Genomic DNA, 15064 nt, shown 5'->3' on the forward strand with positions numbered 1-15064 from the left:
TTGATCGCTGAGATGGGTTCACAGGTTTGAGCAAGTAGGCTCCACTTACCCAGCGGGCTGCAGGATTGGCCCGCCGCACCAAATGTGGTTACAAGGATGAATAACACCATACCCTTATCCCGCCCCCTGGGCGGTTGTCAGTCTGTTATTTCTTTTTCCCGATCGCTGTTACCGGCGGCGCGAGTGTCTCTCGGCGGGCTTGCCGTCCTGTTGCTAAGTCCGGCGGCCCAGGCCCAGGTCGGTGCCGGGCTTCTGGAAATCCAGATACCGCTGCCTTGGGCGCTGGTACTACTGCTGGCTGCGACGGGGTTTGCGGCGGCATGGTTGGCGGCCAGAGTCAGGGAGCGCGCAACCCGTGAAGCGGGAGCGGTTCAAGTGACCGATCTGCAGGTGGAAAATGCCAAGCTGTTTCGCCAGGTGCAGTCGAGGCTGCACGAGTTGATGGCGCGGGACAAACTGCTGGACGAAGCCAGGCTGGCGGCGGAACAGGTGCGGGAGGATCACTGCGATTTTCTCTCCATTACCAGTCACCGTATGCGCAAACCCCTGGAAACCCTGGTCAGCACCATGAACTTGCTCGCCCGTGCCACCAATGGCGAAGTGCGGCAACTGGCCGAGGCGGCAATCGGGCAATGCCGGCAGCTGCGCAGCTGTATTGAAGAACTCCAGCGCTCGGGTCAGCAGGCCGTGCCGGGGGCCGCAAGCGCCTCGATACCCGAACCGAGTCTGCGTGAGATGGCTATCCTGCTGGTGGAAAATGATACCCACACATCACTTTGCCCGCGGCTTGAAGCCCGTGGCCACAAGGTGCGCCGGGAAACCAATGGTGTCGATGGCGCCGACGCGGCGCTGCGCGGAAAATTTGATCTGGTGCTGATCGACGTGCGGCTGCCATTGATTGATGGCGTGGAAACCGCGCGCAAGATTCGCGGGGATTTCGGCAACTCCGAACTCCTCATCGTCGGGTTGGTGACGGATATTCGCGCCGGAGACCAAGAGCGGTACGTGCAGCGCGGGCTTTCCGGTGTGTTGCCGCTGCCCGCGAGCGATGCCCAGCTGTCGCAGATACTGTCGTGGGCGGAACAGAAAACGCGCCAGGGCTCCGTTGCCGCCACGCCCGGGCGCACCGCTAAAATGCTGAACCCCAGTACGCTGGAGCGCCAGCGCGACACCCTCGGGCATCTGGCCTTCGCCGAGCTGCTGGGAGACCGCGTCGCCAATCTGCCGAAAAAGATCACTGCCTTTACCAGTGCGCTGACCGGCCGCCACTGGCTGGATGCCCAGCAGCAGGCCCAGGCCATTGCTGCACAAGCGGAGAGCGTGGGGCTCGAAGTGGTGGCCAACAGGCTCAAGGCGTTGTCGGCGCGACTGTCCATCGACAGTGAACGCGATTACTGCCGCCACCAGCGTACCGAGATCCTGGCGCTGATGCGCACCTCAATCCAGCAGCTGAAATCCTGGCGCGAAAAAAACGTGCACACGGAGTGGGCTTTGAGGTAGACGCCGCGCTAACTGCGACCGGGCGCCGTCCCGCGCGGTTATCGTCAGCGCGATTTGCGCCTACACTTAGCGCTTACCTTTCACAATGGAACCTCTGCCCATGTCCGAGCAGTACCCCGCTCCGCAACAGATCGAGCGTGAACGCGCCGGTCGCGACATCGCCACTCTGGTCTACCTGATCCAGGCCATCAGCCTGTTTACGGCGGTGCCTTTTTTCATCGGGGTGATCATCAATTACGTCAAACGCGGCGATGTGCGTGGCACTCTGGCGGAATCTCATTTCCGCTGGCAGATCCGTACCTTCTGGTACAGCCTGTTGTGGTTTGTTGTGGGCTGGGCCACGGTGTGGATTCTGGTGGGCTTTGCGGTATGGGGTATCAGCTGGATATGGATGGTGTATCGCGTGATCCGCGGCTGGCTGACCCTGGCGGACAATCGCCCCGCCTACGGATAAACGAAATCGAGCCTGCGCTTTCAGCTTATGCCGGTAAACGGTGAGAGAAACGTTGGCTGACAATTCATGAGAGAAAACGTTGAGCGGCCCGAAGGCCGCTTTTTTTTGTGGGGGCGGCGGAAGGGGAAATCAGAAACCGCTGGTCATTGCCAGTATGAAAAGGTCGGCCGGCAATAACTGGCCGTTGACCTGAAGATTGCCGCGTTCCAGCTGCAGCAGCATATTCAGTTGCCCGTCCCTCTCCTGCAAAAAGCCGTACTGTTTCAACGCGCTGGCCTGGGCAATCAGAGGTGACTGCATCAGCGCCTGCTCCGCAGCACTGATGTTGGCCGTGCCGTTCAGGTTATCGAGCCAGAACAGTTTGTCGTTCTGCACCGAGTGGTTTTTCGGTGTGCCTTTCCAGTCCACATCCAGCTGCAGCTGCATAGGACCGTTGGCGGTGGCGATATCCAGTTGCTGCTGCAACTTGAGCGGGCGCGCGAATACCTGCGGCCAGCTGCGCTGCGCGGACGGGCTGAGCAGCAGGCTGTAGAGGTAGTGGTGCAGGTCGTCGTAGCTGATCTCCGGCAGGTTGACCCGCTGGGTCAGGCTGCTGGCCGGGGTGGAGGACTGAATTTCCGGCAGCGACAGTTCGGTTTGCACATTCAGGGTGTGCCTGGCTACCAGTTTACCGGTGTAGCTCAGAGTCACATCCCGCAGCTCCAGCGGTCCGGAATCGTTGTTGGTGCGCACCAATGGCAGTTTGAGTTGCAGGGTACCGGCGCCGCTCGGGTCCAGCTTGAACTCGCCACTGCCAGACTGCAGGTAGAGCGCTTCGCGGTGGCCGTCCATACGCACGAACTCGCCGAGCTTGAAGCTGCTGTCCTGCTGCTGGCCCCGATAGTCGGTGACCAGGCGGATGCTGGCTCCCTCGAACTGGATCTGCTGGTCGCCTTCATTGCGGTCGATGGGCTGCAGGCGCAGGGTGTTGGTGACACGGTTATTGGCGCCAACCACGGTCTCTACCAGGATCGGGCTGTTCTTCAGCCCGGGGCCCAGGTCGTCGAGGGAGCCGTAATAGGCCTCCAGCTGACGGCGCAGCGCCGGTTCCAGCTCGTTGCCGGTCAACCGGGTCTTGGCGTAGAGCACACCGATGCGGGGGCCGCGGCTGGTGAACAGCAACGGGCCGTGCTTAATCTCGCTGAAGACCTCGGTCGCGCCGTCCTTGCCCTTCAGCAGGGTCAGGGCCTCAGCGCTGAACCAGCCGCGCTGGTAGCCGGTCAATTCGATGTTGGGCTGGTTGGCCAGCTGCTGTTGCAGCACTTCTTCCACCTTCGGGCCAATCAGGCGGGGCGCAATCAAGGCGGCCAGCAACAGCAGGGCGGACACGGCGATGAGGAGGTAACGTAGGGCTTTCATCTATCGACAACTAGTTTGGGGGCGAATTGGGAACAAACAAAAAGGGCGTTCTTGTGAGAACGCCCGATGTTAGCAGATCGAGATGAATCCAGAGACTCCTAATCGCCCTCGATGGTTCCGCACTCGCCAGCAATAGCCCTTGCCACTTTCGAGTTGCTCTCGCGCCCGAGCGCGCGGGAGATGAAGTTGCCGGCCTCCGCCAGCTTGCCCAGGTCCACGCCGGTGTGAATGCCGAGGCCGTCGAGCATGTACAGCACGTCTTCGCTCGCCACATTGCCCGAGGCGCCGCGGGCATAGGGGCAGCCGCCGAGCCCGGCGACTGCCGAATCCACCACACTGACACCCGCCTGCAGCGCCGCATAGATATTGGCCAGCGCCTGGCCGTAGGTATCGTGGAAGTGCACCGCGAGTTTTTCCATTGGAACCTGCCGCGCCACGGTTTCAATCATGTAGCGCGCTTTTTCCGGGGTGCCGACACCGATGGTGTCGCCGAGGCTGATCTCGTAACAGCCCATGTCCAGCAGCGCGCGGCTTACTTCCGCCACTTTTTCCGCGCGGATCTCACCCTCGTAGGGGCAGCCCAGCACACAGGAAACATAACCGCGCACTGGAATGCCGTCGGCGCGGGCCTGTTCGGCGAGCGGGCGGAAACGTTGCAGGCTCTCCTCAATGGAACAGTTGATATTTTTCTGCGTGAAACTTTCGGAGGCTGCGCCAAACACGGCCACCTCGTCCGCGCCGGCGTCGCGCGCGCGCTCGTAACCCACCATGTTGGGGGTAAGCGCACTGTAGATGACGCCCGGTTTGCGCTGGATGCCGGCGAGCACCTCTTCGCTTGCCGCCATCTGCGGCACCCACTTCGGGCTGACGAAACTGCCGGCTTCGATCACTTTCAGGCCGCTGTCACTCAGCAGGTCGATCAGCTGTATCCGGGTCTGTACCGAGATGGGTTGCTTTTCATTTTGCAGGCCATCGCGGGGGCCCACTTCGACCATTTTTACCCGATCCGGCAGGCTCATGGTGTCTCCTCGTGTGTGTTCTCCGCAGCGAAGTCGATCAGCAGGCTGCCGCCATCCACCAGTTCGCCGGCGGCGCAGAAGAACTGATTCACGGTACCGTCCGCCGGTGCGCGCAGTGTGTGCTCCATTTTCATCGCCTCCATCACCAGCAGCGGCTGATCTTTTTCCACCGCCGCACCGGGCTCCACCAGCAGCGCAACAATGGTGCCGTTCATGGGCGCTTCCAGGCCGTGGGCGGCATCCGCGCTTTCGCCGATATCCGGCGGCAGAATTTTGAAATCCAGCTGTTCACCGCTGATAAATACCGTGCCCTCGTTGTTGTGGGCGACGCTGGAGTAATTCACCCGGCGGCCATCCAGCACTGCCACGCCCTGGCCGTGAAATGCCGTTATGTTGCCGCTCTGCGCGTCCACCGCGGCGCTGCACTGCCATTGCAGATTGCTTTCACTTCCCGCAAAGCGGATCTCGATCTCACGGCCGTGTACTTCCACTTTCTGGCTGCGCCACAAGGTCAGGCCGTTGCGCCAGTTGCTGCCGCTGTGCCAGGGCGAGAAGGGGTCGGTCTTGGGCGCGGCGCGGTGCTGGGCGCGCGCTTCGCGGTGGTACAGGAAGGCGGCCATGGCGGCGCACTGCTGTGAGCGCAGTTGCTGTTCCTGTTGCAGGATTTCCTGTTCGTGGTCGCCGATGAAATGGGTGCTGACGCGGCCATTTACAAACGCGGTGTGGTTGATCACCCGGCGCAGGAATTCGATATTGTGGCGCAGCCCGGCGATCTGGTATTGCTGCAGCGCGCGGTCGAGTTTGCCCAGCGCCTCGCGGCGGTTGCGCCCGTGCACGATGAGTTTGGATATCATCGGGTCGTAATGCACGCTGATTTCGTCACCGGTCTGAACGCCGGTGTCGACGCGCACGGATTTGTCTTCCATCGGCGGCTGGTGCCGCAGCAGTTTGCCGGTGGCGGGCAGGAAGTCGTTGTCCGGATCTTCTGCATAAATGCGCACTTCGAACGCGTGGCCGACGATGTGCAGGTCGTCCTGCTCCAGTGGCAGCCCGTCGCCGGCGGCCACCGCCAGCTGCCAGGCCACCAGGTCCTGGCCGGTGATCATCTCGGTCACCGGGTGCTCCACCTGCAGGCGGGTGTTCATTTCCATGAAATAAAACGCACCGCTGGCATCCAGTAGAAATTCCACTGTGCCGGCGCCCACGTAGCCGATGGCATTGGCGGCGCGCAGGGCGGCCTCGCCCATTTTCTTGCGGGTCTCCGCGGGCAGGCCGGGGGCTGGTGCTTCTTCCACCACCTTCTGGTGGCGGCGCTGTACGGAGCAGTCGCGCTCAAACAGGTACACGCCTTTGCCCTGCTTGTCGCAGAACACCTGGATTTCCACATGGCGAGGGTTGACCACGTAGCGCTCGATCAGCATGTGGTCGTCGCTGAAGGCGTTTTGCGCTTCGCGCTTGGCGGCGGCGAGGGCCTCGTGGAAGTCGTTGGGCTTGTCGACCCGCCGCATGCCTTTGCCGCCACCGCCGGCGGCGGCTTTCAGCAGTACCGGGTAGCCGATGCGGTTGGCATGGCCTTCGAGGATGCCGGGATCCTGATTGTTGCCGTGGTAGCCGGGCACCAGCGGTACCTTGGCTTCTTCCATGATGCGCTTGGCGGCGGATTTGGAGCCCATGGCTTCGATGGCGGCGGCGGGGGGGCCGACAAAGATGATGCCGGCTTCTTCGCAGGCGCGGCAGAATTTGGCGTTTTCGCTCAAGAAGCCGTAGCCGGGGTGGATGGCGTCGGCGCCGGTCTGTTTGGCGGCGGCGAGGACTTTGTCGATGTCGAGGTAGGATTCCCTGGCGGGCGCGGGGCCGAGGTGCACGGCTTCGTCGGCCTGTTGGACGTGCAGGGCGTTGGCGTCTGCGTCGGAGTAGACCGCGACGGTGGCGATGCCGAGGCGACGCGCGGTGCGGATAATACGACAGGCAATTTCGCCGCGGTTGGCGATCAGCAGTTTGCGAATCATGTCTGGCTCTGTTCGTTTCTACCCAGGTTTTTTGGGTGCTCTGTTCTTGGTCTGTGGAGGCGGTGAGTGGTGCTCTGTTGCCGCGCCGTGGCGGCCGGTCACCGGGGATGGGTTTTCAGGACCGCTGTGAATACGTCCCTGTACGCTTCGTCGGCAACATCCCTGTTGCCGACGATCCTGAAAACCCATCCCCGGTGCCCGGCCTTCAATTCAAATTTTTGTGCTTCGTTAGCTCTGGATTCCGGATGCTTTTGTCATGCCGGACTCGATCCGGTACCGGAATGACGAGACTTGTAAATCACTTTGAATGCCGTCATCCCGGACTTGATCCGGGATCCAGCTGCGAGGTTTATTCCTCGCTGGTATTCATCCAACTGGGCGCGCGCTTCTCCAAAAACGCGCTCAACCCTTCCTGCCCTTCCGATGAAACCCGCACCGCCGCAATCAACGCACTGGTCTGCCCCTGCAGCTCTTCATTAATCACCCGGTTCGACATGGACATGGCCAACTGCTTAGCCATGGTCACGGCGTTGGGGCCGTTGTCGACGATGCTGTTCACCAGTTTCTGCACGGTCAGGTCCAGTTCACCTTCCGCCACGACCTCGGAAACCAGCCCGATTTCCCGCGCACGCTCGGCGGAGAAGCGCTCCGCGGTGACGAAGTAGCGGCGTGCCTGGCGCGCGCCAATGGCGTTGATCACGTAGGGGCTGATGGTGGCGGGGAGCAGGCCGATCTTTACTTCGCTCAGGCAGAAGCTGGCGCGCTCGGCGGCGACGGCGATATCGCAGCAGCTCACCAGGCCGACCGCACCGCCGAACGCCGCGCCCTGTACTCGGGCAATGGTGGGTGCCGGAAACTGGTCGAGTTTGTGCAGCATGGCGGCGAGCACCGCGGCGTCATGGCGATTTTCCTCTTCGCTGTAATCCGCCATGCGCTTCATCCAGTTGAGGTCGGCGCCGGCGGAGAAGTTCTTGCCAGTGGAGGCGAGGATCAGTGCGCGGATGCCGCCACTGCGGGCGAGGTTATCGAAAGTCTCGCCGAGCTGGCGGATCAGGTCATCGTCGAAGGCGTTGTGAATTTCCGGACGGTTCAACGTTACCGTCGCTACACCTTCGTTGTCGATTTCGCACAGCATTTTTTCGGTCATGGCTTTTTCGCTCAAAACAGTTCCTTGATTCTCTGGCTGGCAGGACCTCTGGGTTCGAAGCTCGAGAGGTCCTGATGCCGGAACTTGTTTGCCGGACCTTCTAAAACAGGGACGTTTTAGAAGAGCCCCCATGGATGGGTTCACGGCGTGTCCGGCAAACAAGTTCCGGTAGCAGGGCCCGCACTGAACTTAGAACGGACCACCAAGCTACATTCGAAAGACCCCGAACTTCGTTTCCTCGGGTTCCTTGTACGTCGCCGCCGCAAGACACAGACCCAGTACGGTACGGGTATCTTTCGGGTCGATCACGCCGTCGTCCCACAAGCGCGCGGATGCATAGTAGGGGTGGCCCTGGTGTTCGTAGTCATCGATGATCGGCTGCTTGAACTTCGCGATCTCTTCCGCGCTCCAGTCCTCGCCCTGCGCCGCCATCTGGTCCTTCTTCACCTGTGCGAGCACGCCCGCCGCCTGCTCGCCGCCCATTACCGAAATGCGTGCATTGGGCCACATGAACAGGAAATTCGGATCGTAAGCGCGGCCGCACATCCCGTAGTTGCCGGCACCAAAAGAGCCGCCGATCAGGATCGTGATCTTCGGCACCTTCGCCGTCGCCACCGCCGTCACCATCTTGGCCCCGTGCTTCGCAATACCGCCCGCCTCATACTGCCTGCCCACCATAAAACCGGTGATGTTCTGCAGGAATACCAGCGGAATATTGCGCTGCGCACACAGCTCAATGAAGTGCGCGCCTTTCTGCGCACTCTCGGCAAACAGGATGCCATTGTTCGCCACGATACCCACCGGATACCCGTGAATACGCGCAAACCCAGTCACCAGTGTCGTACCGTACAGCGCCTTGAATTCATCGAACTCGGAACCGTCCACCACCCGCGCAATAATCTCGCGCACGTCAAACGGCTGGCGGGAATCCTTTGGCACAATACCGTAAATCTCTTCTGGTGAATAAATCGGCCCCACCGGCTTGGTGACGTCCAGCCCCGGATTCTTCACCCGATTCAGCCGCGCCACCGAATTGCGCGCGATCTGCAAAGCATGAGTATCGTTATTGGCAAAATGGTCGGCAACCCCGGAAATCTTGCAGTGCACCTCCGCACCCCCGAGATCCTCCGCGGAAACCTCTTCCCCGGTCGCCGCCTTCACCAGCGGCGGTCCCGCCAGGAAAATCGTCGCCTGTTCCTTCACCATGATCGACTCATCCGCCATGGCTGGCACATAAGCGCCGCCGGCCGTACAGCTGCCCATCACCACCGCAATCTGCGGAATGTTCTTCGCCGACAGATTGGCCTGATTGAAGAAGATACGCCCGAAGTGCTCGCGATCCGGGAACACCTCGTCCTGGCGCGGCAGGTTGGCACCGCCGGAGTCGACGAGATAAATGCACGGCAGATTGTTCTGCTCCGCAATCGTCTGCGCGCGCAGATGCTTTTTCACCGTCAGCGGATAATAGGTACCACCTTTCACCGTCGCATCGTTGGCCACGATCACACAGGGCTGGCCAGACACAGTACCGATACCGGTAAGAATACCGGCTGCGGGCACGTCTTCACCGTACACCTCATAGGCGGCGAGCTGGGAAAACTCCAGAAACGGACTGCCCGGGTCCAACAGGGCATCGATGCGATCCCGCGGCAACAACTTGCCGCGAGAAACGTGCTTCTCCCGCGCGCGCTCATTGCCGCCCTTGGCGATGGTTTCCAGCTTTTCCCGCAAGTCGTCGACGATCTTCTGCATCTGCGCGCGGTTTTCAGCAAATGCAGGATCGCGGGAATTAATCTTGCTCTGAATCTGATTCATAAAAATTACGAGGCCAATTCGTAGTCAGAACCTGGATGCGAAGGTGCTGATGCCGGGGCGGGTTTGCCAGACCTTCTAAAACAGGGATGTTTTAGAAGAGCCCCCATGGATGGGTTCACGGCGTGTCTGGCAAACCCGCCCCGGCAGCAGCACCGCCACCAAAATAAAAAAGAACTTAGCGGGTCTCGTTGAACAGCTCGCGGCCGATCAACATACGACGGATTTCAGAAGTGCCGGCGCCAATCTCATACAGCTTGGCATCGCGCAACAGGCGACCAGTAGCGTACTCATTGATATAGCCATTGCCACCCAGCGTCTGGATTGCCTGCAACGCCATCTGCGTCGCACGCTCCGCAGTAAACAGGATTACCGCCGCAGAATCCTTGCGCGAATCCTCACCGCGGTCACACGCCTTCGCCACCGCATACAGATACGCGCGGCTCGCATTCAGGTCCGCGTACATATCCGCCACCTTGCCCTGCATCAGCTGGAACTCACCAATCGCCCGGCCAAACTGCTTACGCTCGTGCAAATAAGGCACCACGATATCCAGACACGCCTGCATGATCCCCACCGGGCCACCGGACAAAATCGTGCGCTCGTAATCCAGACCGCTCATCAGCACCCGCACACCGCCATTCAGCTGACCCAGGATATTCTCCTCCGGCACCTCACAATCCTGGAACACCAGCTCACAGGTATTCGAGCCGCGCATCCCCAGCTTGTCCAGCTTCTGCGCCTGAGTGAACCCCTTGAAGCCGCGCTCCACAATAAATGCCGTAATCCCGCCGGAACTGATACCCGGCTCCGTGCGCGCGTAAATCACATACGTATCCGCATCCGGACCATTAGTGATCCACATCTTGTTGCCGTTCAGGATAAAACGGTCGCCTTTCTTCTCCGCCTTCAACTGCAGGCTCACCACATCGGAACCGGAATTCGGCTCGCTCATCGCCAGCGCGCCGATATGCTCACCGGAACACAGCTTTGGCAGATACTTTGCCTTCTGCTCCGGCGTGCCGTTCTTGCGGATCTGGTTCACACACAGATTCGAATGGGCGCCGTAGGACAGGCCCACCGACGCAGACGCGCGGGAAATTTCCTCCATCGCCACCGCATGGGCCAGGTAGCCCATGTTCGAGCCGCCGTACTCCTCCTCCACGGTCATGCCGAGCAGGCCCAGATCACCGAACTTCTTCCACATATCGGCGGGGAACAGATTGTCCTCGTCGATCTGCGCCGCACGCGGGGCCAGTTCCGCCTGACAGAACTTGTAGACCATGTCCCGCAGCATATCGATGTCTTCGCCGAGGCCGAAGTTGAGGGTTGGGTAGGGTGTATTCATGGATTGCTCCGCTTGAAGTCAGTCAGAGGTTTAAAACGGTCAGATTCAGGATGTCTGTTCTTTCAGCGCCGCCCGGGTGCGGGCGGTTGCCTCATCCAGCTGCGCGAGCATCTTCTCGATGTCCCGCTGCTGCTGGCGCAGCTGCTGGCGCTTGGCGTCGATGCGTTCAAGGAGGCGGTTCAACTGGTCCACATTGCCCTTGCTGGGATCGTACATGTCGATGATTTCCCGGCTCTCATCCAGCGAGAACCCGAGGCGCTTGCCGCGCAGGATCAGCTTCAGGCGCACCCGGTCTTCCGGCGAGTAAATCCGCGTCTGCCCGCGCCGCTCAGGGCTGAGCAGCCCCTTGTCTTCATAGAAGCGGATGGTGCGGGTAGTGATCCCGAACTCCTGGGCGAGCGCTGAGATGCTGTAACTGGTAGTGGTTGTACTCATGGGGTTGGGCCGTTGTATGGGGCATTCCTCAGATGTGTCTGAAGGATAGTTGACCTTTACGTTAACGTAAACGTCAATCTGAGCCAAAGAGTGACTGTTGGTGGGATTGTGGTTTCCAAGTGTCTCGGGAGTGTTAACTTGGCAAAATTCTATCTTGCCAATGGGTTGGCGGGACTGTCGCGGATCAGCTGGAGATACCCCCAGCTATGCATAGGGGAGAGTTTAAAATTCAACCAGTTCACAGGCCTCCAATTGCGTGTCTTGGGTGTTGAGATGAGAAATAAGTCGCTGTGCCGGGCTGTCGTCAGGCGCGTTCGCGGGCCACACGGCGTAGGCGGGCAGCGGGGGTAGCTTCCATTCCGGTAGCAGCTCTTCGACACCGTCAGCGGTATCAAACAGAAACCTTGGCGGCACAGCCAAGCCGAGGCCGCACGCGGCCAAACGATAAGAGGCTTCGACGCTATCCACCGTTGCGACTGGATTATAAAAAATCTCGAAGCTGCCCTGGCTCGGGTGAAAAAAAGTGCGGCTGCTTGGGCGCATGGTGAGACCGATCCACGGGAGCTCCTGTAAATCCCGGGGGTGTTTCAGTGGCCCGTAGCGGCGCAAAAAATCAGTACTGCCAACTAGGACTCTGTCCAACATAAAGATCTTACGTGCCTTGAGACCGCTATCGGGCATATCGCCGAGACGGATCGCGAGGTCGATACCCTCACCAATGATGTCGTTGTGATGATCGCTGCACTGCAGGTGCAAATGTAAATCCGGCTCGCGAGCGGCAAATGCAGAGATCTTACATACCAGTCGACTGTGTATAAGAATGGCTGGAATGGCAATTTTTAGCCTGCCGCCTCCCCGTCTCTTGGCATTCTTGTAATCACAGAGATTGTCGGAATACAGCTGAAGCATTTGCTGCGCGACTTCAAATACGGCCTTTCCATCCTGCGTTAGTGAAAGCTTGCGTGTATTGCGATACAGAAGCGCGATACCGAGGCTTTCTTCCAGCTTGGAAACGTACAGGCTGGCACTGGATATAGACATATCCAATGCTTGTGCTGCAGAGCGAAAAGAGCCTTCCTCAACTACTTTCGCGAATACGATCAGATAGCGGACATCCCTTAACACGCCAATAACTCCATTTATATGACCTGAGCCATGTTGGTAAATAAAAAGTATATTTTAATTTTTCGTGGGTAATCAATTGGAAGTGTCTGGGATAGAGTCTCCGACCGATGAGCAGCACTATCCGGGCTGTATCGCTTATCCAGGAAAGTTGCCAAAAAGGCACTGCATCATAAGTGTGATCAAAAATGGTGCGTTACGGCTTGTATCAAAAATATTCTGCTTGCCGGCTGTAACTTCTGTGGATCATTGATGAATGGATTAGATGCCGATAAGGGGCCGTATCATGTCTGATAGAAAATGTGTGCTGATTATAGATGAGGACCTACCGGTTGGTGTGGTGGCCAACACCGCCGCTGTTTTGGCTGTGAGTATCGGTAAGTTCTGCCCGGATATTGTTGGTAGAGATCTGTTCGACTGTGCCGGGGATGTGCGCCGTGGAATCACAACCATGGCTTTGCCGACCCTAAAGGGTAGTGGCGAGTTACTGCGGGATATGAGAGGCAAGCTGAAAGAGTATGAGCCGGACCTCGTGGTGATAGATCTTGTTGGCGCTACCCGGGTAACCAAATCCTATGAGGAGTATGCCGAGGCGCTCGCGGAAACACCAGAGGAAGAACTGCAGTATCAGGGTATCGCATTGTACGGCGATAAAAGGATTGTAAATAAGTTCAGCGGTAATCTGCCTTTGTTGAGGTAGTTGAGATAACCAGTCGCTTAGTGATCAACCAACAGTCAAGGAGAGTCCTGTGGACACAAGAGATGTAGCTGAAGTGAAAGCCGTAGAGGGTGCAGCAGTGAATCGCGAGGTGAGGTATCTGATTCCTGAGAGCGTTTACGATTACGACCATCCGGAAGTCATCTACTGGACCAAGTATTTCCAGGAAGAAGCGGCAAAGCACAACGTATTTGTCAATATCAATGCCACTATACAAAGTAAGCGCAGCATTACTGCCGCAGAAAGTATGGCTACCGCCTGGTATGACTTCACTCGTTACGTTCCCGTATTTCTCTGTAAGGCAGTTGCTCTCACGACCGATCCGGAACGTCAGCATCACCTGATCCAGATCGCCTATGACGAGCTCGGTGGGCGGGATAAAGAATATATTCATTCCAACTTGTTTCTCGATGCCATTAAGGATGCGGGAATCAATCTGATCAATGAGTCTGCCGCCTCAATAAAAGAAGTGCTTTCCGGTCTGGACCGGACGCTGGTGGGGATCAGTAGCCAGTTCGGGATCGTTGGCCTTCTTCTCAGTTTTGAAATTATCGCTGAAGAAAACATTGAGACTCTGTTCAATTGCCTTTGTCATGATAAAAAGTGTGAAAAGCCCTTGTCAGATAGCCCCTTCTTCAAGATACACAGAGCGGACGAGACGGAGCATATCAGGCATTCGGTTGCCAATTACTTGCGTTTTTGTAAAACAGAGACGCAGAAGCGCGAGTTCAAGCAATCATTCGATGCAGGTATCGATTTCTGGCAGCGTTTCTGGGATCAAAACGCCCGTATTATCAATATGGAAACCGATCTAAGAGCGACAGCGTGAGAGGGCGGTGCCAATGACTACAGTCGTGTTTATTGAAACGAATTTCAGTGGCTTGGATGCCATCCTGTACTGCAAGTCGAAGGGGTACAAGTCTGTGCTGGTGAGCGACAGCCACGAACGCTTCCAGAAATGGTTCCCGGAATCCTGCATGTACAAACTGGGTCAGGTGGATCAGCTGATTCAAGTCAGAAATTCAAATGACATCGCTGAGGTCAAGCAGGCTCTCGAGGATAACCTGGACAGGGTCGACGCCGTACTCACCTTTGCAGAAATACGCACGGAGATGACAGCGCGTCTCGCGCGAGATCTGAAACTCAAGGGGCCGGATCCGGAGTCGATTCAGATCGCGCAGGACAAATACCGGTTCCGCGAAGTCTTGTTGGAAAAAGGGGTGGATGATGTTGGCTGTATCAAAGCGGATACGGCCGAATTTCTGGCTGCGGTTAAGAATGACATTGCCTACCCCTGCTTCATCAAGCCGGTTCAGGGGCATTCAAGTATCGGCGCCGTGGTCTGTCGGGGAGAAGATGACATGGAGGCCCTGATCGGAAAACTTGCAGGTATAGATGAAGATTGGATTTCCAAGGCATTTGTAGTCGAGGATTATCTGCAAGGAAGGCTGGTCAGTGCGGAAATTCTTACCCTCAGTGAAGGGATCCATCAGGTCGTCGGTATCGCGGACCGGGATCTTATCAACGACTGTGTGGAAGTTGGTGCTTCTTTTCCTCTCCAGCATCCGTTGGCGGAGCAAATCGAAAAGAAGGCCTGCGCCGCCCTGGATGCCATCGGTTACCACCACGGCCCCAGCCATGTGGAGATGATAATCACCGAGACTGGTCCACATTTGGTGGAAATCAATACGCGGGTTGGTGGTAGCGGCCACTCCATTATGCAGGACCTGACGACAGGTCGGTCGATTGTTGGCGATTGCGTGGAGCTTTGTCTGGGTAATCTGGATAAAAACACACGTCTCTACCGACACAGCAAGGGCGCTGCCTGGAAGTGTTTGGTGTCCAGTGAAAGTGGTGTGCTTGAGGCCTTGCCAACGGAAGAGGAGGTTGCCAGCTTGCCGGGTGTCGAGCATGTTTGGTTGCACAAGAAGACCGGTGAAAAAATCGACGCCGCGAGCTCCAACTATCACTGGATACTTCAGGTAATGTGCACTGGGGAGCACCAGGTGCAAGCCAAGATAAATGCGGACAATGCCATTAAGAGAGCCGCAGAACTTACCCGTATCCGCAAGGAATAAGGCGGGCATTGCCCTGCCGGCTTA

13 protein-coding genes are annotated in these 15064 nt (G+C 58.2%); 5 read left to right on the top strand and 8 right to left on the bottom strand.

Annotated elements, in window-relative coordinates:
- Window positions 1–96: 96 nt before the first annotated feature.
- Both GNX18_RS15480 and GNX18_RS15485 read left to right on the top strand, forming a co-directional pair.
- On the top strand, window positions 97–1500 hold the full coding sequence (locus GNX18_RS15480; protein WP_166219209.1) for a response regulator: 1404 nt from the start codon (window positions 97–99) through the stop codon (window positions 1498–1500).
- Between the two features lie 100 nt (window positions 1501–1600).
- Entirely contained in the window at window positions 1601–1954 is a 354-nt protein-coding gene (locus GNX18_RS15485; protein WP_138234408.1) for a hypothetical protein, read from the top strand.
- 129 nt (window positions 1955–2083) lie between these two features.
- On the opposite strand, the gene GNX18_RS15490 is transcribed toward GNX18_RS15485, so the two are convergent.
- The 8 genes from GNX18_RS15490 to GNX18_RS15525 form a co-directional block, all read right to left on the bottom strand.
- Window positions 2084–3352, bottom strand: a complete 1269-nt coding sequence (locus GNX18_RS15490) for a DUF945 family protein (RefSeq protein ID WP_166219211.1) — start codon at window positions 3350–3352, stop codon at window positions 2084–2086.
- A 98-nt stretch (window positions 3353–3450) separates the two neighbouring features.
- Window positions 3451–4371, bottom strand: coding sequence for a hydroxymethylglutaryl-CoA lyase (locus GNX18_RS15495; RefSeq protein ID WP_166219213.1), 921 nt, complete (start codon window positions 4369–4371; stop codon window positions 3451–3453).
- A complete protein-coding gene (locus GNX18_RS15500; protein ID WP_166219215.1) occupies window positions 4368–6380 on the bottom strand; it encodes an acetyl/propionyl/methylcrotonyl-CoA carboxylase subunit alpha in 2013 nt (670 codons plus the stop codon). The genes GNX18_RS15495 and GNX18_RS15500 overlap by 4 nt, the downstream gene beginning before the upstream one ends.
- Before the next feature lie 349 nt (window positions 6381–6729).
- On the bottom strand, window positions 6730–7527 hold the full coding sequence (locus GNX18_RS15505; protein WP_138234412.1) for an enoyl-CoA hydratase/isomerase family protein: 798 nt from the start codon (window positions 7525–7527) through the stop codon (window positions 6730–6732).
- 207 nt (window positions 7528–7734) lie between these two features.
- Window positions 7735–9342 (bottom strand): carboxyl transferase domain-containing protein, encoded by a 1608-nt coding sequence (locus tag GNX18_RS15510; RefSeq protein ID WP_166219217.1) that lies wholly within the window; start codon window positions 9340–9342, stop codon window positions 7735–7737.
- A gap of 175 nt (window positions 9343–9517) precedes the next feature.
- Window positions 9518–10687 (bottom strand): isovaleryl-CoA dehydrogenase, encoded by a 1170-nt coding sequence (locus GNX18_RS15515; RefSeq protein WP_138234414.1) that lies wholly within the window; start codon window positions 10685–10687, stop codon window positions 9518–9520.
- A gap of 45 nt (window positions 10688–10732) precedes the next feature.
- Window positions 10733–11122 (bottom strand): MerR family DNA-binding transcriptional regulator, encoded by a 390-nt coding sequence (locus GNX18_RS15520; RefSeq protein ID WP_138234415.1) that lies wholly within the window; start codon window positions 11120–11122, stop codon window positions 10733–10735.
- Window positions 11123–11344: 222 nt separating this feature from the next.
- The gene (locus GNX18_RS15525) at window positions 11345–12247 is read right to left on the bottom strand and encodes a LysR family transcriptional regulator (RefSeq protein WP_166219219.1); all 903 of its coding nucleotides are present in this window, start codon (window positions 12245–12247) and stop codon (window positions 11345–11347) included.
- A 283-nt stretch (window positions 12248–12530) separates the two neighbouring features.
- Here GNX18_RS15525 and GNX18_RS15530 point away from each other — a divergent pair, with 283 nt between their 5' ends.
- From GNX18_RS15530 to GNX18_RS15540, 3 genes are read left to right on the top strand one after another with little or no spacing between them, the layout of a single operon-like run.
- Window positions 12531–12944: a DUF2000 domain-containing protein gene (locus GNX18_RS15530; protein WP_166219221.1), complete on the top strand. Its 414-nt coding sequence runs from the start codon at window positions 12531–12533 to the stop codon at window positions 12942–12944.
- Between the two features lie 49 nt (window positions 12945–12993).
- Window positions 12994–13791 carry an iron-containing redox enzyme family protein gene (locus tag GNX18_RS15535; RefSeq protein WP_205827961.1) on the top strand — a complete coding sequence of 266 codons (798 nt, stop codon included), beginning with the start codon at window positions 12994–12996 and terminating at the stop codon, window positions 13789–13791.
- A gap of 25 nt (window positions 13792–13816) precedes the next feature.
- Entirely contained in the window at window positions 13817–15040 is a 1224-nt protein-coding gene (locus GNX18_RS15540; protein ID WP_166219223.1) for an ATP-grasp domain-containing protein, read from the top strand.
- Window positions 15041–15064 lie beyond the last annotated feature (24 nt).

Origin of the sequence: Microbulbifer sp. SH-1 (genome assembly GCF_011326135.1) — a bacterium.
GTDB classification, from domain to species: Bacteria; Pseudomonadota; Gammaproteobacteria; order Pseudomonadales; family Cellvibrionaceae; genus Microbulbifer; species Microbulbifer harenosus.